Raw genomic sequence first — 21,662 nt, 5'->3', positions numbered from 1 at the left:
GGCAGTGCAGCGCCCGCCAGCGCCACAAACATCGGCCCCGGCGCCCCGCCCCCCTTGCCCCGCAAGGCCCGAGGGTGTAAGCACAACTGACCTGCTGAATTTCAATCGGAAATACGGCACCTTGCGCATGCACACAAACAGTGGCGCGCGCGTGCCCCAGGAGACGGAACGGATCATGGAAACCCTTTGGGCGCCGTGGCGCCTCGACTACATCCTGGGCCCCAAGCCCGACAGCTGCGTATTCTGCCTGCCCGAACACACCGACGAGGACGAGGCGCGCCTGGTCCTGTACCGGGGGCGGCACAATTTCGTGATCATGAACAAGTTCCCGTACAACAACGGGCACCTCATGGTCACGCCGTTCCGGCACGTCATGGACCTTGCCGCGCTGGAACCGGACGAGGCCCACGAAATGATGGACCTCATCCAGACCTGCACCACCATGCTGCGCCAGCGCTTCAACCCGCAGGGCATCAACGTGGGGCTCAACCTGGGCGAGGCCGCCGGGGCAGGCATTCGCGAACATCTGCATTTCCACCTCGTGCCGCGCTGGAACGGCGATTCGTCGTTCATGGCGGTGATGAACGAAACCCGGGTCATTCCCGAGCATCTGCAGTCCACGTATCATGCCCTGAAACCCCTGTTCGACCGCCTGCCCCGAGCGGGACGGTAAGGAGGCCGACATGCGCTTCGTCAAGGTTCTCGTTCTGGTGCTGGTGTTCTTCATCTCCATGATGTTCTTCGTGCAGAACAACGCGGTGCTCTCGCAGGCCGTCACCCTGAAGCTGGACCTGTTCTTCGACACCGCGTGGAGTTCCATCGAGCTGCCCTTCTACTTCATGATCCTGTGTGCCTTCCTGCTGGGCGCGCTGTGCACCATGCTCATGCTCATGCTCAGCCGCCTGCGTGCCGGGGCCGCCCTGCGCCGCGCCAACAAGCGCATCCGCGTGCTGGAAAAGGAACTGAACTCGCTGCGCAACCTGCCGCTGGAAACCGCGCGCAAGGCCCCGGAACCGGCGATTGCTCCGGCTCCGGCCCCCGTTGCCGCAGCGGACACCACCCCGACCAAGGTCGGCTAGGCGGAGCCCACGTGACGCTGCTGGACAGACTGAAGGCCGGGGCGCGCACGCTGCTCGGCCACCGGCGCGCCGACATCCTGTCGCCCATGGGGCCGGATGCCGAATCTCCCGGCGCGCGCGATGCGCTGTCGGCCATCCAGGAACTGAGCCGGGTTGTGCGCAACGACCCGGATGCGGTGGAGATCTACCTCGCCCTCGGCAACCTGTACCGCCTGCGCGGCGACATCGAACGCGCCGTGCAGATCCGCAGCAGCCTCATCGTGCGGCCCGGGCTGGACCCGCAGTTCAAGGCGCGGGCCCTGTTCGAACTGGGCCGCGACTACCGGCGCGGCGGGGTCATGGATCGGGCGCTCGCGGCCTTTGACGAGGCGCGGGCGCTCGGGGCCGACCCGGAACAGATCACCTACGAGTTGGCCCTGCTCCACGCAGACAGCGGCGCCTTTCAGGAGGCCGCCGCCCAGTACGCGCGCCTGGGCTTTCGCCCGGCGCAGGCCCACTACATGGTCCGCCATGCAGAGGAACTGGACCGCTGTGGTCGGCACGACGAGGCCAGAACACTGCTGGCCAAGGCCGTAAAGGTCTACCCCGGCGCGGTGGAGGCCTGGCGGGCACGGCTGGTCATGGCGGCCCGCGCAGGCGAATGGCGCCGTGCGGGCAAGCTGCTGCGCGAGGGGCTGGAGCGGGTGCCCGCCTCCATCCGCTTCCTGCTGCTTGAAGGGCTGCTTGAACTTGAAGCCCCCGCCCCCCGCAACGGCAACGGTACCCATGGGGCAAACGGGGTCGGCACCGCCAGCGCGGACTTCGAGAAACAGCGCTGCGCCACGGTGCTCGCCGCCATGGAGGCGCAGGAGCCGGACCTGCTGCTGCAATACTATGGCGCGCTGTTCCTGCTGCGCTGCGGCAACCGCGAAGAGGCGGGCAACTGGCTGGCCAAGGCCATGGTGCTGCGCCCGGACTTCTGGGCGGCACGGCTGGAACTGCTTTCGCTGTCCATGGAACAGCAACACCTTTCGCCGGTATTCCGCAGCCAGCTGGAATACTTCATCGAGCATGCCCGCAAGGTGAAGCGCTTCGTGTGCGGAACCTGCGGCCTGCGCCGCGAGCATACCTTCAGCGTGTGCCCGCGCTGCCGCAGCTGGCATTCGGCCACGTTCCGGATGTCCCTGCAGGACTGACAGGGCTGGAGACTGTTGCCCGATCGGCCTTTCGCCCGCTGGCCGCGAACCGCAACATGGCTGGCGTCGCGGCCAGCGCCGCATGCGTGTCCGGCCCCACGTCCGGTACTTCCATCCCCCACCCTTCGCGGTGTACACACGAGGCATGACAGACACCTCCCGCTTCCCGCACGCCCAGCCCGATGCCGCCACAGATGCCGCGCCGACCGCCGCCCATGAGGTCCATGACGCCTGCGGCTGCGACATGCCCGGCGATTCCGCCAGCATGGACCCGGCTTCCGTCCCCGCATCCGGCCCTGCTTCAGGCTCCGCCTCCGTCATGACACGCGGTGCTTCGCGCCTGGCCGGGGCCACCACGGCGGCGGCGGCCCGCGCCAATCCGTCGAAGCTCACCCCCATGTTCGAGCAGTACCTGCGCATCAAGGAGGATCATCCGGACGCGCTGCTACTCTACCGCATGGGCGACTTCTACGAGATGTTCTTCGACGACGCGGAAACGGCCGCGCGCGAACTGCAAATCGCCCTCACCTGCCGCAACCCCAATGCCGACCTGCGCGTGCCCATGTGCGGCGTGCCCCACCATTCGGTGGAAGGGTACATCACCCAGTTGCTGGAAAAGGGCTTCAAGGTGGCCCTGTGCGACCAGATAGAGGACCCGCGCGAGGCTAAGGGGCTGGTCAAGCGGGCGGTCACCCGTGTGCTGACGCCCGGCACGGTGGTCGAGGACGCCAACCTCGACGCCAAGGGTCACAACTATCTGGGGGCGCTGTTCTGGGACGAGGAGAAGGAGGCGGGCGGCTTTGCCTGGCTTGATTTTTCCACCGGCGAATGGTCGGGCCTGCATGCGAAGAAGGCCGCCGACCTGTGGCAGTGGGTGCGCAAGATGCAGCCTCGCGAACTGCTGGTACCCGAAGGCGCGCAGGTGCCCTCGTCCATGTCGCTCACCGCCACGCAGGTGGTGCGGGTGCCGGGCCGGGCGCCCTTCGACCTGAAGGCCGCGACCGAACGGCTGCTGCACGCCCAGGGCGTGCGCGATACCGGCGCGCTGGGCCTTGAAGGAAAGGATGAACTCGTCCGGGCCTGCGGGGCACTGCTGGCGTACGTCGTGCAGACCCAGAAGCAGGACATCATCCACCTTGCGCCGTTCCGCCCGCTGAACCTTGGCCGTCACCTCATCGTCGATGAAGTGACGGAGCGCAACCTGGAAATCTTCCGCCGCCTGGATGGCCGCAAGGGGCCGGGCACGCTGTGGCACGTGCTGGACCACACCCAGACCCCCATGGGGGGCCGCCTGCTGGAGGAACGCCTGCGCCATCCCTGGCGCGAGACGGGGCCCATCGAGGAAACCCAGTCGGCGGTATCCTGGCTGTTCGAACGCGACGACACCCGGCGCGACCTGCGGGCCGCCCTCGACGAGGTGTACGACCTTGAACGGCTGACCACGCGCATCTTCCTGAACCGCGCCGCCCCCAAGGACTACGTGGCCCTGCGCCAGAGCCTGGCCGCCCTGCCCAAGGTACGCGGCGTGCTGGAACGGCCGGAAACGCCCCACGGCAGCTACCCCACCGACGGCGAGGCGCGCGGCGATGGTCGCCCCCCGTTCCTGCGCGCGGCGCTGAAGGGCTGGGATGACCTGTCCGACTATTTCGACCTGCTGGAACGCGCGCTGGAGGACAGCCCGCCCCACCTGGTCACAGAAGGCGGGCTGTTCCGGCCCGGCTTCCACGCAGAGCTGGACGAACTGCTGGACCTTACCGAACACGGCGAAAACATGTTGCAGCAACTGCTGGCGGAGGAACAGTCCGCCAGCGGGTTGCCCAAGCTCAAGCTGGGCTTCAACCGGGTATTCGGCTACTACTTCGAGCTTTCGCGCACCGCGTCCGACGCCGTGCCCGAACACTTCGTGCGCCGCCAGACCCTGGCCAACGCCGAACGGTTCACCACCCCGCGCCTGAAGGAACTGGAAGAAAAGCTGGTCTCGGCCAGCGACCGCCGCAAGTCGCTGGAATACAAGTTATTCCAGAAGCTGCGCGAAACCGTGTCCGAGGCGCGCCCCCGCGTGCTGTTCATGGCCGATCTGCTGGCAGGGTTCGACTACTGGCAGAGCCTTGCGGAAACGGCCCGCCGCTGGAACTGGACCCGCCCGGTGCTGGCGCAGGACACCGACATCCTGATCCGCGAGGGCCGCCACCCCGTGGTGGAGGCCATGCAGGGCAGCGCCAACTTCATCCCCAACGACCTGCGCATGGACGAGGCCCGGCGGCTGCTGCTGATCACCGGCCCCAACATGGCCGGTAAATCCACCGTGCTGCGCCAGACGGCCATCATCTGCCTGCTGGCCCAGATGGGCTCATTCGTGCCCGCGCGCGAGGCACGCCTGGGCATCGCCGACCGGGTATTCTCGCGCGTGGGGGCATCGGACAACCTGGCCCAGGGGCAATCCACCTTCATGGTGGAAATGATGGAAACCGCGCGCATCCTGCGCCAGGCGGGCAAGCGCAGCCTGGTCATCCTGGACGAGATAGGGCGCGGCACCAGCACCTTCGACGGGCTGGCCCTGGCCTGGGCCGTGGTGGAAGAACTGGCCCGCCGCGCGGGCGGCACCATCCGCACCCTGTTCGCCACCCACTACCACGAGCTGACGGCACTGGAAGGGCGCATCCCCGGCGTGCACAACATGAACATCGCCATCCGCGAATGGGGCGGCGAAATCGTGTTTCTGCGCCGTCTGGTGCCCGGCCCGTCCGACCGCAGCTACGGCATCGAGGTGGCCCGGCTTGCCGGGGTGCCGCAGCCGGTGGTACAGCGCGCACGGGAACTGCTGCACCAGCTGGAAAAAACCCGCGACGGCAGGGGCGATGCCCCCCGCGCGGCCCGCGCCGTGCTGCCGGGGCTGGACATGCCCGAACCGAAACAGGCCGCAAAACCCCGCGCCCTGCTTGCCGCGCGGGCAGAGCCGGTGGCCCATCCGCTGCTGACCACCCTGCGCGACCTGGATACCGACCGCCTGACGCCCATGGGGGCGCTGCAACTGCTCAACGAATGGAAACTGCTCTGGGGAGGCCCCGCCCATGCCGAAGATACCGTTTCCGACCAGCCCCCGGCAGCGCCGGGAGACGACCATGACTGACGCATCCGCCCCCCGCACTCCGGGCCGCGCCCCGCATGCCCGCATACGCCGCATGACCGCCGTGGCTGCCCTGTGCGCCCTGCTGGCCCTGGGGGCAGCGTGCGGCAAGAAAATCATGCCCCAGCCGCAGGACAACCGCGAACTGTTCAACTGGCGCGGCGTCACGGCCATGGCCACGACCAACGGCTGCATCACCGCGCGGGGCGAAGCGCAGGGCAATGTGGACAACCTGGCCTCGGTCATCCTCGAAATCCAGCCCCTCGGCGGGACGGCGGACGGGGCCGGGGACAGCTGCGCCGGGTGCCCCTTTCAGGCCACCGCGCGGCAGGAATTCCGGCCGGAACGACAGATCACCCCGCAGGCCACCGCCATCGTGGAAGTGACCATGTGTCCCGACCGCAAGGCCCCGGCCTATCGCTGGCGCCTGGTTGGGGTAAACGTCCTGACCCGCTTCGCGCATGCCCTCAGCAAGGTGCAACTGCTGGTGGTGGATCCCAATGCCGCCGGCTTCGAACTGCCGGTGGAAGACACAAGGCCCCAGCAGCAGACCGAAATCGTGATTCCGTAACGGCGCAGGAAACCATGCCCGCGCCCGGCATGGCGCCCGATGGCACCGGATGATGCCGGGCCATGAAGGGTGATGACGGAGACGATCGGCGCCCGCCCTCCGGGCCACGGTTTCGCACCGCCAGCCGGGCAGCGTCGATCCGGCCACCAGCCCTGCCCCGGCAGGAGGAACGCATGCACCACTTTCAGTACCGCAATGGCGAACTGCACGCCGAAGGCGTGCCCGTGCGCGAACTGGCCAGCCGCCATGGCACGCCGCTGTACGTCTATTCGGCGGCCACGCTGCGCCGCCATTTCCAGGCCTTTGACAGCGCATTCACCGGCGTCGAACACCTGACCTGCTATTCGGTCAAGGCCAACTCCAACGTGCACCTGCTGCGCCTGCTGGCGGAAATGGGCGCGGGCATGGACATCGTGTCCGGGGGCGAACTGCACCGCGCGCTGGCCGCCGGGGTGCCCGGACAGCGCATCGTGTACAGCGGCGTTGGCAAGCGCGACGACGAAATCCGCGCCGCGCTGGAAGCGGACATCCTGCTGTTCAATGTCGAATCGGTGCAGGAACTGGAGCGCATCGACGCCGTGGCCGGGGACATGGGCCGCACCGCGCGCATCGGCGTGCGCATCAACCCGGACGTGGACCCCAAGACCCACCCGTACATCTCCACGGGCATGCGCAACAACAAGTTCGGGCTGGACATGGAACAGGCGCAGGCGGCCTACCTGCTGGCCCGCGACCTGCCCAACGTCACCCCCGTGGGCATCGACTGCCACATCGGCTCGCAGCTCACCAGTCTTGCCCCGTTCCTTGAAGCGCTGGACCGGGTGCTGGACTTCCACGAGCGGCTGCGCGACCTGGGGCTTGCCATCACCCATCTGGACCTGGGCGGCGGGCTGGGCATCACCTACGGAGAGGAAACCCCGCCCCATCCCAAGGAATTCGGCGAGGCGGTGTCCCAGCGGCTGCGCGGGCGCGGGCTGTCGCTGATCCTGGAGCCGGGCCGGGTCATCGCGGGCAACGCGGGCATTCTGGTGGGCCGGGTGATCTACACCAAGACAACGCCCAGCAAGAACTTCATCATCGCCGACGCGGCCATGAACGACCTTGTCCGGCCCTCGCTGTACCAGTCGTACCACCGCATCGCCGAGGTGCAGCCCGCCGGGCGCGACGAGATCACCGCCGACGTGGTGGGCCCCATCTGCGAATCGGGCGACTTTCTGGCGCGCGACCGCATCCTGCCGGACATGCAGCGGGGCGAACTGCTGGCGGTCTTTTCCGCCGGGGCCTACGGCTTTTCCATGAGTTCCAACTACAACTCGCGCCCCCGCGCGGCCGAGGTGCTGGTGGACGGCGCAACGGCGCGGTGCATCCGCAAGCGCGAGACCCTGGCAGACCTGGTGGCGCCGGAGTTGAACGCCGAGGGGTGAGCGGCCTTGCGCGGGCGCTGACTCGGCGCGCACCAACGCGCGTGAACATATTCATCGATACGCATCAGGGGTCCTGCGGGACCCCTTTCACGTTGCCGGGGCGGGTGCCACTTCGCACCTTGCGGCTATCCCACTGATCTGAAAGGAAGAACGACAAAACGGCGCGGACGCGAATTTTTCGCTTGCACCCTGCGCGAAATCTTGTTTATAAAAGTGAACACAGCGAGTGAAACGGCCAGTCATGCGGCCATCATCACGTGGCCATGTCATGACGGACAGAAGAACCCGCCCCATACAGGACACCACCATGCCGGATGCCTTCGACACCTTCTTCGCCCGGGTCATGCAGGGCACGGACATCACCACGCAGCAGGCGCTTGCCCGCGTGCTGGGGGTGAACCGCAGCGCCATCACCCAGGCCAAGAACCGCGATGCCATCCCGCAGAAGTGGATTCTACGACTCTCGCGGGTATATGGACTGTCGCCCGACTGGCTGGAATACGGGCGCGGCACCCCCCGTCCCGTATCGCAGGCCCAGCCTGCCGCCGCACAGGCGCACACGGCGGGGAACCCCGGCACCGTGTCCGCCAGGCACGCCGGAGCCGTTCCCGGTCATCCGGCTACAGTGCGCCCGACCATGCCTGCCCCTCCCCTCGCGGATATCCCCCCCGCCGTGCACATGGTGCCCAAGGTACGCGCCCGGCTGAGCGCCGGTGGCGGCTCGTTCGAGGTGCAGGCCATGCCCGTGGGCGGACAGCCTTTCGCCCATGCCTGGCTGGCCCGCAAGGGCACCCCTTCTGCCATGGTACTCATGGACGTGGTGGGTGACAGCATGGAACCGGAAATCCGCGACGGCGACACCGTGCTGGTGGACCGCGCCACCGAAGACCTGCGCTTCGGCCAGGTGTATGCCGTGGGCCTGGAGGATGCCGTGCTGGTCAAACGCATCATGCGCACCCCGGACGGCCTTGCCCTGGTCAGCGACAACTCCGCCTATTCGCCCATTCGCGTGCGCGGTGACGAACTGGAACAGTTCCGCGTCATCGGCCGGGTGGTCTGGCTGTGCCGGGAATTGGGCTAACCCCCCTTTTTTTATCCGACATGTTCACTTTTATAAACACAACAGTCGGCGGCATGCCCCGCCACATCCCCAAGGAGATCGTCATGCAACAGCGTTTCTGCACCTGCGGCCATCAGCTCTGGGTTCTGTACAGCTCCATCGAACGCAAGTTTCGCACCCTGTTCTTTGCGGGCACCTGCTTCAGCGGCAAGCGCGTGGACATCTGCCCCTGCTGCGGCGCGCCCCTCGACATCAACCGCCTGAGCTAGGACGCTGCGTTGCGCCTCTTCATGCGGCAACACAACGCGCCCGCCAACTCAGACACGCCAGCCCCTCCTGACGCGGCCCGTCGCCACAGCACGCGGCGGGCCGCAGGGATGCCCGCCCCATGCCCCAGTGCGTGGAATCCTTCAGCCACCCCCGCCGTATCCCCGTACAGGCGCAAGGCCAGCCAGCGTTGATCCGGGCTGATCGCCGGGTGACGGTATGTAAAAAATCGCAACTTCGTGCCGTGCCGCGCGTGCTTGCCACGCGGTCAGCTGCACCGTCATCCGTAGCCATGGTCGTCCGCTCTGCTTGCAGAAATGCCGAGCCATCACAAATTGCTTGTTCGGTCAGCCGTGCAGGCATACGAAAAGACAGACCGTCTTGGCTACGGTTCTCTTTTCACAGGTGACAAGACGTTGCCACATGCACGACAGTTCCAGTCGTACCCGCGTTGGCGTACCGGCCTTGCCTGATGATGGATTCCGAGATCGAACCTTCCGGGGGGCGCATGATGCCCGAACCAACTGTCTCCGCCCGAAACCATTCCCTGGACAACCTTCGCGCCGTTGTCGTGTTTCTCGTCGTCGCCCTGCATGGGTTCATCACCTACATGGAGTTCGCACCACCCTGGTGGTACGTCCTCGACAGTAATCGCAGCATTCTCTTTACCTGCATGGTGCTGCTGATCGATGTGCCGATCATGCAGATCATGTTTTTTCTGGCCGGCTATTTCGTCTGGCCGTCCCTTGTGAAGCGCGGCCCCACACTGTTCTTCAGGGACAAGATTCGAAGAATAGGAATTCCGTGGGCTTTCGGTGTTCTCATTCTTGCGCCGCCCACAGCCTATATTATCTATTATTCCCGTCAGGTGCCGATGTCCCTTTGGACCTTCTGGCAGACAGACTTCTGGGGTAAGGCGTATCAGCAATCGGTCTATTGGTACCTTGGCGTCCTGCTGGCCCTGTTCGCTGTCACCGCCATCCTGTTCTCGGCCAGCCGCCGCTTCGCTGCCTGGCCCCCCGGCGTCCGTCGGCCTGCCTGGTGGCAGCACGCTTTGTTCATCCTGCTGCTGTCGGCCGCTTCCACAATGATCGCCACGCGCTGCGAGTTGGATCTGTGGAGCAACAACTACCTGTTCGCCTATCAGCCGGTGCGCATTCCGAATTACGTCGGATACTTCGCGCTGGGCATTTTCGCCTGCCGCTCCGGCTGGTTCACGGACGCCGGGTTTCAGCCTCGCCTGCGTCTCTGGATGCCGCTGTGGATACTGTCGGGGCTGGCCTACCTGATGTGGCGGATGGGCCCCCAGGCGGCGACGCCCGACATCGGCTTCAAGGCCATGGCCATCCTTCTGTTCAACCTGTTCTGCCTGACATCCCTGTTCGCGATGATTGCCCTGTTTCGCCAGAACATCGCCGGAAACGGCCGATTCTGGCGCTATCTGGCGCGTAACACCTACGGAACCTACTACCTGCACCCGCTCATTCTCTATCCGCTGGCGCTGGTGTTCGTACCGTGGCCGCTGTCCATTTTCCTGAAAGCAGCCTTCCTCATCATGGTGAGTTATGGCATAAGCCTCATGGTCAGCGACCTCGTCCTGACCCGCCTTCCTGGGCTGAAGCGCATTTTCTAGCCTGAATTCCCGCAGAGGGCACAGGGCTGCGCCAAGCATGCAAGGGGGCCAGAGCGGTCGCCGGTTGCGTCCGGGCACGACATGGGTGCAACAGGAGAGGACAGGAGCCGGGGTGTGGCAGCCCCACCTGGCACAGTTCGCACAGTTGGCACAGTTCGCATAGTAGGCACAGTTCGCATAGTTGGCGCAGTTCGCACAGTTGGCCCGGTGTCGGCTCACCTCCCCCTTCCGCGCAGGCGCCCCCAGGTTTTCCTGCCCGTCGCAGAACGTACAAAAGCCGTAACCGGTGATTCCGGTTACGGCTTCATGTTCAATGGTGCCGAGGAAGGGACTCGAACCCTTACAGGATTTCTCCCACTACCCCCTCAAGATAGCGTGTCTACCAATTCCACCACCTCGGCACGGGGTTGGCGCAAGGCGCGCCGAAACATGCGCTGCTAGTTGGACTTCTGCTCGACCGGGGCGGCGGGAGCAGGAACGGCGGGGGCCGCCGGAGCGGGCTGCACGTCTTCCAGCTTCACGTCGAGAATGGTCGAATCGTCCGACTTGCGGCTGCCGGTGAGCACGTTGTACGACAGCGACGTGATGATGAACAGGACCGCCAGGAACGCGGTCAGCTTGGCAAGCATGCCACCGGCGCCAGTGCTGCCGAACAGCGAGGTATTGCCGCCGCCGAAGATCACGCCCATGCCTTCCTTGCCGGACTGCAGCAGCACCAGCACGATCAGGGCAAGACACGCGACCACATGCAGGGTCAGGATCAGGGTCTGCACCGTACTCTCCTTGTGAAAACTCCGCGCCGGGGCACGGCTTACGCCAGAATGATGCGGCTGAACGAGTCAGCCTGCAAAGAAGCGCCTCCTACCAAGACACCGTCCACATTGTCAAGGGCAATGATTTCGCGGGCGTTCTCCGGCTTGACGCTGCCGCCGTACAGAATGCGTATCGCGTTGCCCGGCTGCCCGTAGCGGGCCACCAGCAACTTGCGCACCAGGGCATGGGCCTCGACGATTTCCGGGGGCCCGGCCACCTTCCCGGTACCAATGGCCCACACGGGCTCGTAGGCCACGGCAATGGCGGCGGGCACGGCATCTCCCTTCACCCCGGCAAGGCCGGTGTCCAACTGGCGCGCCAGCACCTCGCCCAGTCGGCCCGCCTCGCGCTCCTCTATGGTCTCGCCGATGCACAGCACCACCTTGAGCCCCGCGTCTATGCTGAACGCGGTCTTGGCCCCCACCAGTGCATCGCTCTCGCCGATGATGTGGCGCCGCTCGGAATGGCCGGCAAGCACCCAGGCACAGCCACAGTCCGTGAGCATGCCGGGAGAAATCTCTCCGGTATAGGCGCCTTCCGCCGCCGGGTACACGTCCTGCCCGCCGACAGAATACCCGGCAGCATGGCGCAGGGCATCGGCCACGGACGACAGCGCCGTGAACTGCGGAAAGATCACCACCTCGCGGTCGTCCGGCAGCGTGTCCGCCGTCAGCGCCGCCAGCGACGCGGCAGTGGTCCGCGCTTCTCCGGCGGTCTTGTACATCTTCCAGTTGGCGGCCATGAGCTTCTTCATGCGGATCTCCGGACGGTGTTGCGTGAAAGGTGGACAATGGCGGGCGGTGGGTGCCCCGCCCGAAAATCGTGCCTGCCGATTGCCCCGGACGCCATCAGGTGCCAGCGGAGGCCCTCAGGCAGCACAGGCTGCCCGCCGGGTCACCGGTCGGTGCGCAGCCTGCGCCGCACCGCATGCAAGGGGCACAGCCAGGCTCGCCCGCAGGCTCAGTTCCCGCCGGGCCCTCCGGCAGCATCGCCGCACGGGGAAGCAGTGCCGCACGGGGCAGCACAGTCCGGCTCGCGGCAGGCCCAGCCCGCAAGGTCGCATTCATAAATGATGGCGTCTTCGCCGGTGTCGCCGTAGTAGTGGGGCCGCACGCCCGCACGGGTGAACCCCAGCCCTTCGTACAGGCCGATGGCCGGGGCGTTGCCGGTGCGGACCTCAAGCACGGCCCTATGTATGCCCATTTTGGCACCCACTTGCAACAGGATGGCCAGCAGGCGGCGGCCCAGCCCGCGCCGCCGCTGGTCGGGGCGCACGGCCACGTTGAGTATTTCCAGCTCGCCCGCCAGGTGATACACGGCCACGTACGCCACAAGCCGCCCCGCATCGCGCAGGCCGAACACCGAAAACACCTTGCGTTCAAAGGCGAGATGAAATTGCTCTTCGCTCCACGGGGTGGAAAAGCACTGGCGTTCCAGTTCGGCCACTTCGGTGATGTCGCCGGAATCCAGACGGAAAAATTCCGGACGCGGGCCGCGCTGGCCCCCGCCGGGCCCGGAACAGACAGGAGACTGCATGGGCAAACGCCCTCCTTCACGTACTGCGGACGAAACCGACGGTTCGCGCCGCACCGCTGCCGCGCGCACCGCCAAAACGCCGCGCCTCCGGGCCCGTGGCCGGTCCGCCCCGCGCAGAAGCTCCGGGGCCAAGCCGGGGCACCAGGACGACGCGGACCCCGCCGATGGCGTGGAATACCTGGAAATCACCGACGAGCGCGACCGGCCCCTGCTGGTCATGCCCATTGCCCAGGCACGCCGCCAGACGCTGCGCCATCGGGTGGTGCTGGTCATGCTGCACGACGCAGAGGGCCGCGTCTACCTGCAAAAGCGTGCCGCGAACAAGCACCGCTACCCCAGCCGGTGGGACCTTTCGGCCACCGGGCACGTGCAGGCCGGAGAATCGCGCGAGGACGCCGCCCTGCGCGAGCTGCGCGAGGAACTGGGCATTGCCGCGGGGCGCCTGGTGCGCCGGGCGGAAATTCCCGCTTCGGAAGCAACGGGGTTCGCGCACATCACCCTGTTCGCGGCCGGTCCCGTTGGCGAGGCGCCGCGGCCCAACCCGGACGAGGTTGCCGACGGCATGTTCGTGGATGCCGATGAACTTAATGCGCTGCTTGAACATTTTCGAGACATGCTGACGCCCGCGCTGATCTGGGCCACGGAACGCGGCGACGTGTTCCGCGACATGCCCGAACTGGCACACGCCAGGGAACCGGAGATGCCTGGGTTGCCCTGAACCCCGCTACAGCGCCAGCACCTCGCGCATGGCCTCGTGCACCCGGCCATTGCTGGCCAGAATGCCCTCATTGCTGAAATCGTACGGCGCACCGTCAAAGCCGGTCACGCGCCCGCCCGCTTCTTCCACCAGCAGCCAGCCCGCCGCCGTGTCCCACGGTTTCAGGTCCGCCTCGTAGAAGGCGTCGAACCGACCGGAAGCGACGAAGGCCAGGTCGATGGCCGCCGCACCGCAGCGCCGCACCCCGCGCGTGGTCACCAGGGCCTTGCGCAGCCGGGCCAGCACCGTGTCCACGTCCTCGCTGATGGTATAGGGAAAGCCGGTGGCCACCACCGCCTGTTCCAGCGGCTCGCGGTCAGAGACGCACAGCGGCTCGCCATCGCGAAAGGCCCCGCCGCCCCGCACCGCCCAGAAGCACTCGCCCAGCACGGGCGCATTGACGACGCCCAGCAGCACCCGGCCCTCGTGCCACAACCCCACGGACGTCGCCACGAAGGGCAGCGAATGCGCGAAATTGGTGGTGCCGTCGATGGGGTCGATGATCCAGCAGGTGCCGCGCGGCGTGCGCGAGGTGGCGCTTTCCTCGGCCATGAAGGTGGCGCCGGGCACCACGTCCTTCAAGCGTTCCTTGAGAAACGCCTCCACGGCAAGGTCGGTTTCGGTCACCAGGTCGATGCGCCCCTTGAGCCGGATGTTGCGCGGCTTGCGCCAGTGGTCCATGACCAAGGCGCCACTTTCGCGGATGATATCAAGGATGCGGGGCAGGCTGCCCGCGAAGGGATTTGCCGCTACGTCGGGCGCAGCGACAGGCCGGTCAGGAGACGCGCCGGGGGACGAAGCACGGGATTGGCCGGGAGACGAACCGAAAGACGATGCGGACATGCTGGCTCGTGCGACGGCGGTGGCCGCCATGGTGTTGCGGCACCGGGACAGGCAAGGTGGAAACGGCATGCCGCGCGACCGGTCGTCCCGGCCGGGCCTGCCCCCTCCTTGCCGCTACCGGGCGCCTAGTTGATGTACACGCGGCCGTAGAACTTGCGGTCGTCCAGGGTGCGGCCCGTGCCGCGCACCACGGTGGTCAGCGGGTCGTCGTCGATGATGACCTTCAGGCGCGTCTCGCGGGAAACCAGCGCGCCCAGCCCCTTCAGCAGCGCGCCGCCGCCCGCCAGCAGCATGCCGTTGCTGGCGATGTCGGCGGAAAGTTCCGGCGGGGTCTTTTCCAGCGCCTTGCGGATGGCCATGATGATGACGCGCACCGGCTCCTGCAAGGCCTCGCGCACATGGCCGTCGGTAACGCGCACCACCTTGGGGGTGCCGCTCACCATGTCCTTGCCGGACACCTCGACCATCAGCTGTTCCGGCAGGGGAAAGGCCGAACCGATGGCCATCTTGATGCGCTCGGCGGTGTTCTCGCCGATGAGCAGCTGGAATTCTTCCTTGAAGTAGCGTTGCACCGCCTGGTTCATGGCATCGCCCGCCACCCGCACCGATTCGGCATAGGCGATGGCGGACAGGGTGATCACCGCCACCTCGGTGGTGCCACCGCCTATGTCCACCACCATGTTGCCCAGCGGCTCGTGGATGGGCAGATTGGCACCGATGGCCGCGGCCATGGGCTCCTCCACCAGGCGTACGTCACGCGCGCCGGCCTGGTGGGCCGACTCGATGACCGCCCGCTTCTCCACCTGGGTGATGCCCGTGGGCACGCAGATGACGATGCCCGGCTTGACCAGCGAAAAACCGCTGATGACCTTGCGGATGAAGAAGGCGATCATCTGGCGCGTCACCTCGAAGTCGGCGATGACGCCGTCCTTCATGGGGCGGATGGCGCGGATGCGCTTGGGGGTGCGGCCAAGGAATTCCTTGGCCTCGCGTCCCACCGCGAGCACGGTGTTGTGCTCGGTTTCCAGGGCGACCACCGAAGGCTCGTTCAGCACGATGCCATCGGCACGGGTGTACAGCAGCGTGTTGGCCGTACCCAGATCCATGGCAAGGTCCTTGCCCAGAAAGCCGAACAGTCTGCGCAGCATCTAGTGGCTCTCGCGGTTGCGGTGTCAGTCGTCGGTGTCGCCATCGGGGCGGTCGTGCGGGGCGGGCGCAGGCACGCGGCGTTCCAGCCGGGCCTTGGGCAGCAGTTCGCGCAGCCTGCTCTTCAGGTACAGGTTCTCCAGGAACAAGGCCAGGTGGTCCACCGACATGCGGGTAAAGGCTCGCAGATCGTCGGGAATGACGCGCGGCTCGGCGTGGCCCAGGCACAACACCCCGCGCGTGACCTTGTTGATCATCAGCGGCAGACACATGACGGAACGAAAGGCGGGCATGTGCACGCCCTTGCCGAACAGCGGGGCCACGGGCGAACCGTCGGTGCCTTCGGTGAACACCGGCGCGTCGTTGCGAAACACCCAGCCCACGATGCCGTTGCCGATGGGATACATGGGCGCGTCGCCCTTGCCCAGCAACAACTGGTGGCTCTCGCCTTCCAGGATGTAGTTCTGCCCGTCGCCGTCGCGGGCGGCGAACAGGGCATGGTCGAAGCCGGTGGCCTCGGCCATCAGGCGCAGGAATTCGGCCAGGAATTGCGGCCAGCGGCTGATGCGACCGCGCAGCTCGCTGATCACCTGCAACGCCGTGTAATAGCGGGTCAGGCTGGCCTGCCCGGCCCCCCGGCAGGCCACGCCCTCGACACCGGAAATCAGGTCGGCGAACAGTTGCAGGATCTTCTGGTCCTTGTCCGAAAAGGAATACTGCCGCTTGCTGTCGATGCACAGCGCGCCGCCGCCCGGCACCGGGCAGCCCATGAAGGCCTTGATGGTGGCCTCTTCGTTGCTGCGGTAGTAGCCAAGGTGGCTCTGGCGCTGATCGAAGTTGTTGACCAGCAGCGGTTCCCTGTTGCGGATGATCCAGCCCACCAGCCCGCGCCCCGGCGCAACGGCCGTACCGGTATCCACCATGTCGCCCAGGCTGAAGCTGGCGGCAAGGCGGTGCAGTTGGCTGTCGCGGTCCAGCGCGGCGGTGGCCGCCGCCGTGGCGGCACCTGCCGAAAGGTCGGCACTTTCGATGGCAGTACCGTCCGGCAGGAAGAGCACTGCGGAATACGCATCGAACACGCTGCAAATGATGGCAAGAATGCGTTCGTGGCAACGTTGGCTGTTCATATCCGGTTCCTCTCCGGCCCCGTGCGGTGGCCGGAGTTCATGGCGTATGGCGCGCGACCCCGCCGCAACAGGCAGGGGCGCCACCGTTGGGTGAAACGAAGGCGGATGACAGCCTATCCCCGCGCGGTGCCGCCCGCAAGGGGGCGGGCCGCGCCAAGCGATCGGAAAGAGGCCCCGCGCGCATCCCCACGGCCATGCCTGGTGTCTGGCCAGTCAGGCGGCAACCGATACGGGGACCGGGCCGGGGCATCGGCGTGCGTTGTCGCACTGCGACAGCGCCATTGCGGCCCACCGCTTCGTTTCAACCGGAGCTTTAACAAAGCCGGGCACGTTCCCGCAACAGCCGCGCCCCCGCCATGGCCCCGAGTGGCGCGGCCTCCATGGTGCACGGATACCGCCAAACCCTTGTGCCTGAACCTTTGTCCGTCACATTATGGTAGAATTTTTTTAGAAAAAAAAATAGGCTTGGATATCGCAAAGGGGCAACTGCAATCCGTCTCGCCATGCCGGAGGGGAATGGCGAAACACTGAGTGCATCGGGACAGCACATGAAGATCACCCTGAAAAACGCCTTCAGCAAGGGAGAATTCGTCTACCGCGAGGACAGCCTGCTGTCCGAGCCGGTGGAGCTTACGTCGCTTGCCGCGCTGAAGCGTTTTCTCGACGTGGTGCACGTCAAGCAATGCCTGTTGCGCCCCTTCTTCGAGCACGCCGACTATCCCCTGGTCGAATCGCGCGAACTGCTGCCCTCGTTCGAAGCGGACCTGTGGGAATACAAGCACCTGCCCGGCTTCAGCATGGTGGCCTTCGAACGGCCCCTCAACTACTTCCAGGAAGTCTTCCAGTTCGACATCCTGCACCCGGTGCTGGATACGGCCAGCGTGGCGGAAGGCGCCTCGTGCCCGCTGGAATCGCAGGTCATCGCCCGCAACGTGCAGGCCATGCAGACCCGCCTGCCCAAGACCTTCCAGGAATCCTTCCGCCAGCGCTTCGGGCGGTTCGACACCTCGGTGCTCGACTACTACCCCGCGCTGATGCCCTTTCTGCTGGCCATGGACCGCGCCCAGGTCTTCGCGCTGGACAGCTTCGGCCATTTCCACCTGGGCGGGGTGTTCGCCTCGTTCCCGTCCGACCTCGACAGCGAGATCAAGCGCTTCGGCATGCGCATCGGCAAGTTCGACGTGGGCGACAACGACATGTACGAACGCAACCGGCTGTTCGTGTACCAGTACCTGATGGAACTGTACGGCTTTCCCATAGTTTCGGAACGGCGCACCTCCAGCGCGCTGTTCGCGCGGCGGCTGCACAAGATGGGCGAACGCTTCCTGGTCCGCGTGCTGGGCCAGTCGGACCGCACCATCACCACCATGATCGGCGAGGGCGATTCGCGCCCCTACCCCCGCGTGGAAAAGCTGGCCCTGGTACGCGTGGATGCCGACCAGGAAGAGGCCCTGCGCACCATCGACGAGGCGGGATATTTCCTGGACCGCGAACGGCGGGTGGTCATCCTGCGGGTGACCTACCGGCAGCACAAGTTCAACCCCGACAACGTGCGGCAGGACCGCGCCCTGTCCGTGGAATCGCAGGAAGTCATTCATCCCGTTACAGGGCAGGTGCTGGGCGACCTGAACATCATCAAGGACGCCAGCAACATGTTCCTGCGCCTGAACGACATAACCCGTGGCGAATACACGGGCAGGATCATCTTCAAGCGCAACGAGATCGTCGAAAACACCGACACGGACGAAAAGCGCCTGAAGTTCCTGTACGCATGGCTGTCCAAGCACCAGCGGCGCATCATCGGCTACAGCGACGAATTCTTTGCCAACGTCATCAAGGTGCTGGACAACTACCTGCTCTCGCCGGAAAACTACGAGGCCTTCGGCCACCTGCACGAGCTCTACCAGGAGGTCTGGGCCAAATACAGCTACATCCAGCAGGCCCGCAAGGTGCGCTACCTAGAGGACATCCAGGACCGCGAGTACCGGGGCGAGCGCATCGGCTACCGGCGCATGCTGGCCGAGGCGGTGCAGTTGCTGCACGGCTTGAAGTTCGAAATCGTCAGTTATTTCGACACGCTGGTTTCCAGCGTCATCGCCATTGGCGAAAACATGCTCAACGACCGCTACCTGCTGCGCACCTACATCGAAAAGCGCGACGACGAACTGACCCCCGGCGGTCTCGAAATCAAGCGCAACTACGGCAAGCTGGTGTCGCTGGTGGACGAGTTCCGGGCCATCCAGCGCACCCGCAAGACCGCCGCGTAACGGGCTGCCGCCCCACGCGGCACCGCATCCGCGCGTGGCGGCTGTACACGCCGCCAGCCCCTTTTCGCAGCCGCACGCGGTGCACCGTTGCGCATGCCCAATCGGCCCGCAATGCCGACCGTCGCCCCAACTGTCCGCAGCGTATTGTGGCGCCCGTTGCGGCAACCGTTGCGGCAACCGTCACGCCAGCTGCCACCTCGCTCACCACGTCCGCTCCCAGCGGGTCGCCAGCCGGTTGCCGCAAATCCCTTCTCGCGCTATTTCTGGCGCGCGCCGCACGGCGCACCGAATTTCCGCGCCGGACGCAAGACCGCCTTGCCCCGGCGCAGCGCGCCCCCATACCACATGACCGCGCCAACCCCAACGGAGACACGAAGGAGCACCCCTTGTCGGACCTGCTGCAAACCCCGCTTACCGCGTGGCACCGGGCCGCCGGGGCCAAAATGGCCCCCTTTGCCGGGTGGGACATGCCCATCCAGTACCCCACCGGGATCATCGCCGAGCACGTGCAGACGCGTGAATCCGCCGCCCTGTTCGACATCTGCCACATGGGCGAATTCACCCTGCGCGGCCCCGGCGCGCGCGATGCGCTGTCCCGCGCCGTCAGCCACAACCTGGAAACGCTGAAGCCGGGCCGCTGCCGGTACGGCTTTTTGCTGAACGAGACGGGCGGCATCCTCGACGACCTCATCGTGTACTGCATTGCCGAGGACGACTACATGCTGGTGGTCAACGGTGCCTGCACGGAAAGCGACTTCGCCGCCCTGCGCTCGCGCCTGCCTGCCGGACTGCCCTTCGAGGACATCTCGGCCCGCACCGCCAAGCTGGACCTGCAAGGCCCCAGATCGTTCGACGTGCTGGAAACGGTGCTGGGCGAAAGCTTCCGCGACCTGCCCTACTTCGGCTTCCGCTCTGTGACCTTTGGCGGGGCGCCGCTGCTGGTCAGCCGCACCGGGTATACCGGCGAACTGGGCGTGGAACTGTACCTGCCCTGGGACAAGGCCGAGGCCCTGTGGACCGCCCTGTTGGCCGACGAGCGCGTGAAGCCTGCGGGCCTTGGCGCGCGCGACACCCTGCGCCTGGAAGTGGGCCTGCCCCTGTACGGTCACGATCTGGACGACACCCACACCCCGGCGGAAGCGGGCTACGGTGCCATGCTGACCAACCCCGCCGACTACGTGGGCAAGGGCGCGGACTGCGAAGTGCGCGAACCGCTGGTGGCGCTGTCTATCCCCGGTCGCCGCAGCGCCCGCCATGGCGATGTGGTGGCCCTGCCCGACGGCACCGTGGCGGGCGTGGTGACCAGCGGGTCGTTCTGCCCCTCGCTGGGCTACGCCGTGGCGCTGGCCCGCGTTGCCGCCGCCCATGCCGAGGCCCCGACCTTCGTGGTCAAGGCCGCCAAGGTTGAACTGGAAGCCACCCGCGTGGGGCTGCCGTTCTATACGCAGGGGACGGCGCGGACCAAACTGGTCTAGGGGCTGTTTTCAAATTGTCCTTTCGCCCGTTGGCTACGTCAAACTTCGCCCGCCATTCCGGTCGAATACGATAAGAGTATACTCCCGTCATGGCGGGCTTGTTTTCCTTGCCAACGAACGAAAATCCTAATTTGGAAACAACCCCTAGCGCGCGGCGTCTTTTTCCTGCTGTCTGCGTCAAACGCTGCCTGCCAGTTCGGTCACGTACGACCAGGGCGCGTTTTCCTTGCCAGCAGAAAAAATCCTGCCGCGCGCCATGTTGTGCATATTGCACCTATCACACCTGCTCCTGCGCCAATCCCCACTCCCCGGAGCCACTACCATGCGCACCTTCTTCCTGCCGCCCGAACGCTGGGCCGAACCGTACCTGCTCGATGGGCAGGAGGCCCGCCACCTGGTCAAGGTGGTGCGGGTACGCGCGGGCGACTCGGTGCGCCTGCTGGACGGCCTGGGACGCGAGGGCGAATTCCGGGTCACGGACACGGAAAAGGCGCTGGTACGCCTGACGCCCTTGTCGATCACGGAGCACCCGGCACCGGCATCGCAGGCGGTGCTGGCCATCGGCTGGGGCAAGGAGGTGCGCCGGGGCTGGCTGATGGAAAAGGCGGTGGAGCTTGAGGCGGGCGGCATTTGGCTGTGGCAGGCGGAACGCAGCCAGTCGCGCGTGCCCGAGGAAACCCGCGAATCGTGGCACGCCCAGATGGAGGCCGGGGCCAAGCAAAGCCGCAACCCGTGGCTGCCGGAACTGCGCACCCTGCCCGGCGGCGTGGCCGAACTGGCCGAAGCCAGCCGCGACTTCGCCAGGCGGTTCATTTTGTGGGAAGGCGACACCGGCGGCGTGCTGCTGGGCGCCGGAGATCTGGGCCAGCCGGGGCGCACCCTGTTCGTGGTGGGGCCGGAGGGCGGCTTTTCCGACCGCGAGGTGGCCGCGCTGCTGGATTCCGGCATGCGGGCAGTAAGCCTTGGCAGCCGCGTGCTGCGCTGGGAAACGGCGGCCATGCTCTGCCTGGGGCTGCACTGGTGGGGTCGGCAGGGGCGGTAGATGCCTGACGCAACGTGCAGCGGCTGCGGCATCACCGCGCATGCAGCACAGGCCCTTGCTGCCCGAAGGACACCGCCCCATTTGGCTGCCCCCTCGGGACAGCCCGGCCAGTGGGCTCCGGCACTGCCATCCGGAGTCCCGAGCCGCTCATCCATCTTTTCCTTGCGCGGCGGGCCTGATACACAGGACCGAAGCCGCTGGCCCGACCGTGTGGCAAACCGTCCACGGGTCAGGCCAGTGACCGATTCCGGCATGCACGGGCGCGGCCATGTGCATCCCCGACCAATCGCAGTTCCGCCCGGCTTCTGCCCGGCCCGTCC

General features: G+C 66.4%; 19 protein-coding genes and 1 tRNA gene. 13 read left to right on the top strand and 7 right to left on the bottom strand.

Annotation, left to right across the window (positions count from 1 at the left end; translation table 11 throughout):
* Positions 1 to 175: 175 nt before the first annotated feature.
* The 9 genes from ABWO17_RS05435 to ABWO17_RS05395 all read left to right on the top strand — a co-directional run bounded on the left by ABWO17_RS05435 (position 176) and on the right by ABWO17_RS05395 (position 10,336).
* Entirely contained in the window at positions 176 to 673 is a 498-nt protein-coding gene (locus ABWO17_RS05435) for an HIT family protein (RefSeq protein WP_353116546.1), read from the top strand.
* 10 nt (positions 674 to 683) lie between these two features.
* Complete coding sequence (locus tag ABWO17_RS05430) at positions 684 to 1,079, top strand: LapA family protein (RefSeq protein ID WP_353116545.1); 396 nt, start codon at positions 684 to 686, stop codon at positions 1,077 to 1,079.
* An 11-nt stretch (positions 1,080 to 1,090) separates the two neighbouring features.
* Entirely contained in the window at positions 1,091 to 2,254 is a 1,164-nt protein-coding gene (locus ABWO17_RS05425) for a tetratricopeptide repeat protein (protein ID WP_353116544.1), read from the top strand.
* Between the two features lie 397 nt (positions 2,255 to 2,651).
* Positions 2,652 to 5,384, top strand: a complete 2,733-nt coding sequence (mutS, locus tag ABWO17_RS05420; protein WP_353116648.1) for a DNA mismatch repair protein MutS — start codon at positions 2,652 to 2,654, stop codon at positions 5,382 to 5,384.
* Positions 5,377 to 5,952, top strand: coding sequence for a hypothetical protein (locus ABWO17_RS05415; RefSeq protein ID WP_353116543.1), 576 nt, complete (start codon positions 5,377 to 5,379; stop codon positions 5,950 to 5,952). The genes mutS and ABWO17_RS05415 overlap by 8 nt, the downstream gene beginning before the upstream one ends.
* 173 nt (positions 5,953 to 6,125) lie before the next feature.
* A complete protein-coding gene (gene lysA, locus ABWO17_RS05410; RefSeq protein WP_353116542.1) occupies positions 6,126 to 7,376 on the top strand; it encodes a diaminopimelate decarboxylase in 1,251 nt (416 codons plus the stop codon).
* Between the two features lie 268 nt (positions 7,377 to 7,644).
* On the top strand, positions 7,645 to 8,457 hold the full coding sequence (locus tag ABWO17_RS05405; RefSeq protein WP_502914872.1) for a LexA family transcriptional regulator: 813 nt from the start codon (positions 7,645 to 7,647) through the stop codon (positions 8,455 to 8,457).
* Positions 8,458 to 8,540: 83 nt separating this feature from the next.
* The gene (locus ABWO17_RS05400; protein ID WP_353116541.1) at positions 8,541 to 8,705 is read left to right on the top strand and encodes a hypothetical protein; all 165 of its coding nucleotides are present in this window, start codon (positions 8,541 to 8,543) and stop codon (positions 8,703 to 8,705) included.
* A gap of 506 nt (positions 8,706 to 9,211) precedes the next feature.
* A complete protein-coding gene (locus tag ABWO17_RS05395) occupies positions 9,212 to 10,336 on the top strand; it encodes an acyltransferase family protein (RefSeq protein WP_353116540.1) in 1,125 nt (374 codons plus the stop codon).
* Between the two features lie 314 nt (positions 10,337 to 10,650).
* Here the strand turns inward: ABWO17_RS05395 and ABWO17_RS05390 are convergent.
* From ABWO17_RS05390 to rimI, 4 genes are all read right to left on the bottom strand, one after another.
* Positions 10,651 to 10,737, bottom strand: a tRNA-Leu gene (locus ABWO17_RS05390).
* Between the two features lie 36 nt (positions 10,738 to 10,773).
* The gene (gene secG, locus ABWO17_RS05385) at positions 10,774 to 11,109 is read right to left on the bottom strand and encodes a preprotein translocase subunit SecG (protein ID WP_353116539.1); all 336 of its coding nucleotides are present in this window, start codon (positions 11,107 to 11,109) and stop codon (positions 10,774 to 10,776) included.
* Between the two features lie 38 nt (positions 11,110 to 11,147).
* Complete coding sequence (gene tpiA / locus ABWO17_RS05380) at positions 11,148 to 11,903, bottom strand: triose-phosphate isomerase (RefSeq protein WP_353116538.1); 756 nt, start codon at positions 11,901 to 11,903, stop codon at positions 11,148 to 11,150.
* 206 nt (positions 11,904 to 12,109) lie between these two features.
* Positions 12,110 to 12,685 (bottom strand): ribosomal protein S18-alanine N-acetyltransferase, encoded by a 576-nt coding sequence (gene rimI, locus ABWO17_RS05375; protein ID WP_353116537.1) that lies wholly within the window; start codon positions 12,683 to 12,685, stop codon positions 12,110 to 12,112.
* Between rimI and ABWO17_RS05370 the strand changes: the two genes are divergently transcribed.
* The gene (locus ABWO17_RS05370) at positions 12,684 to 13,403 is read left to right on the top strand and encodes an NUDIX hydrolase (protein WP_353116536.1); all 720 of its coding nucleotides are present in this window, start codon (positions 12,684 to 12,686) and stop codon (positions 13,401 to 13,403) included. The two genes, rimI and ABWO17_RS05370, sit on opposite strands and share 2 nt — an antisense overlap.
* 6 nt (positions 13,404 to 13,409) lie before the next feature.
* On the opposite strand, the gene ABWO17_RS05365 is transcribed toward ABWO17_RS05370, so the two are convergent.
* The 3 genes from ABWO17_RS05365 to ABWO17_RS05355 form a co-directional block, all read right to left on the bottom strand.
* Positions 13,410 to 14,285 carry an inositol monophosphatase family protein gene (locus tag ABWO17_RS05365; RefSeq protein ID WP_353116535.1) on the bottom strand — a complete coding sequence of 292 codons (876 nt, stop codon included), beginning with the start codon at positions 14,283 to 14,285 and terminating at the stop codon, positions 13,410 to 13,412.
* Between the two features lie 125 nt (positions 14,286 to 14,410).
* A complete protein-coding gene (locus ABWO17_RS05360; protein ID WP_353116534.1) occupies positions 14,411 to 15,433 on the bottom strand; it encodes a rod shape-determining protein in 1,023 nt (340 codons plus the stop codon).
* Between the two features lie 24 nt (positions 15,434 to 15,457).
* Complete coding sequence (locus tag ABWO17_RS05355; protein ID WP_353116533.1) at positions 15,458 to 16,558, bottom strand: GAF domain-containing protein; 1,101 nt, start codon at positions 16,556 to 16,558, stop codon at positions 15,458 to 15,460.
* Positions 16,559 to 17,106: 548 nt separating this feature from the next.
* On the opposite strand from ABWO17_RS05355, the gene ABWO17_RS05350 reads away from it, so the two are divergent.
* The 3 genes from ABWO17_RS05350 to ABWO17_RS05340 all read left to right on the top strand — a co-directional run bounded on the left by ABWO17_RS05350 (position 17,107) and on the right by ABWO17_RS05340 (position 21,342).
* The gene (locus ABWO17_RS05350; protein ID WP_353116532.1) at positions 17,107 to 18,825 is read left to right on the top strand and encodes a hypothetical protein; all 1,719 of its coding nucleotides are present in this window, start codon (positions 17,107 to 17,109) and stop codon (positions 18,823 to 18,825) included.
* Between the two features lie 386 nt (positions 18,826 to 19,211).
* Complete coding sequence (gene gcvT, locus ABWO17_RS05345) at positions 19,212 to 20,300, top strand: glycine cleavage system aminomethyltransferase GcvT (RefSeq protein WP_353116531.1); 1,089 nt, start codon at positions 19,212 to 19,214, stop codon at positions 20,298 to 20,300.
* A gap of 322 nt (positions 20,301 to 20,622) precedes the next feature.
* Positions 20,623 to 21,342, top strand: coding sequence for a 16S rRNA (uracil(1498)-N(3))-methyltransferase (locus tag ABWO17_RS05340; protein WP_353116530.1), 720 nt, complete (start codon positions 20,623 to 20,625; stop codon positions 21,340 to 21,342).
* Positions 21,343 to 21,662: the final 320 nt, after the last annotated feature.

Origin of the sequence: Nitratidesulfovibrio sp. (assembly GCF_040373385.1) — a bacterium.
Lineage (GTDB): Bacteria > Desulfobacterota > Desulfovibrionia > Desulfovibrionales > Desulfovibrionaceae > Cupidesulfovibrio.
Note: the sequence above shows the minus strand (reverse complement) of the source record. Positions and strands in the feature narration are given on the sequence as shown.

Excerpts from the sequence above, each read along its gene's own strand:
- ABWO17_RS05435 (WP_353116546.1), top strand. The coding sequence starts at position 176 with ATGGAAACCCTTTGGGCGCCGTGGCGCCTCGACTACATCCTGGGCCCC.
- ABWO17_RS05430 (WP_353116545.1), top strand. The coding sequence starts at position 684 with ATGCGCTTCGTCAAGGTTCTCGTTCTGGTGCTGGTGTTCTTCATCTCC.
- mutS (WP_353116648.1), top strand. The coding sequence starts at position 2,652 with ATGTTCGAGCAGTACCTGCGCATCAAGGAGGATCATCCGGACGCGCTG.
- ABWO17_RS05415 (WP_353116543.1), top strand. The coding sequence starts at position 5,377 with ATGACTGACGCATCCGCCCCCCGCACTCCGGGCCGCGCCCCGCATGCC.
- lysA (WP_353116542.1), top strand. The coding sequence starts at position 6,126 with ATGCACCACTTTCAGTACCGCAATGGCGAACTGCACGCCGAAGGCGTG.
- ABWO17_RS05405 (WP_502914872.1), top strand. The coding sequence starts at position 7,645 with ATGACGGACAGAAGAACCCGCCCCATACAGGACACCACCATGCCGGAT.
- ABWO17_RS05400 (WP_353116541.1), top strand. The coding sequence starts at position 8,541 with ATGCAACAGCGTTTCTGCACCTGCGGCCATCAGCTCTGGGTTCTGTAC.
- ABWO17_RS05395 (WP_353116540.1), top strand. The coding sequence starts at position 9,212 with ATGATGCCCGAACCAACTGTCTCCGCCCGAAACCATTCCCTGGACAAC.
- tpiA (WP_353116538.1), bottom strand. The coding sequence starts at position 11,903 with ATGAAGAAGCTCATGGCCGCCAACTGGAAGATGTACAAGACCGCCGGA.
- ABWO17_RS05370 (WP_353116536.1), top strand. The coding sequence starts at position 12,684 with ATGGGCAAACGCCCTCCTTCACGTACTGCGGACGAAACCGACGGTTCG.
- rimI (WP_353116537.1), bottom strand. The coding sequence starts at position 12,685 with ATGCAGTCTCCTGTCTGTTCCGGGCCCGGCGGGGGCCAGCGCGGCCCG.
- ABWO17_RS05365 (WP_353116535.1), bottom strand. The coding sequence starts at position 14,285 with ATGTCCGCATCGTCTTTCGGTTCGTCTCCCGGCCAATCCCGTGCTTCG.
- ABWO17_RS05360 (WP_353116534.1), bottom strand. The coding sequence starts at position 15,433 with ATGCTGCGCAGACTGTTCGGCTTTCTGGGCAAGGACCTTGCCATGGAT.
- ABWO17_RS05355 (WP_353116533.1), bottom strand. The coding sequence starts at position 16,558 with ATGAACAGCCAACGTTGCCACGAACGCATTCTTGCCATCATTTGCAGC.
- ABWO17_RS05350 (WP_353116532.1), top strand. The coding sequence starts at position 17,107 with ATGAAGATCACCCTGAAAAACGCCTTCAGCAAGGGAGAATTCGTCTAC.
- ABWO17_RS05340 (WP_353116530.1), top strand. The coding sequence starts at position 20,623 with ATGCGCACCTTCTTCCTGCCGCCCGAACGCTGGGCCGAACCGTACCTG.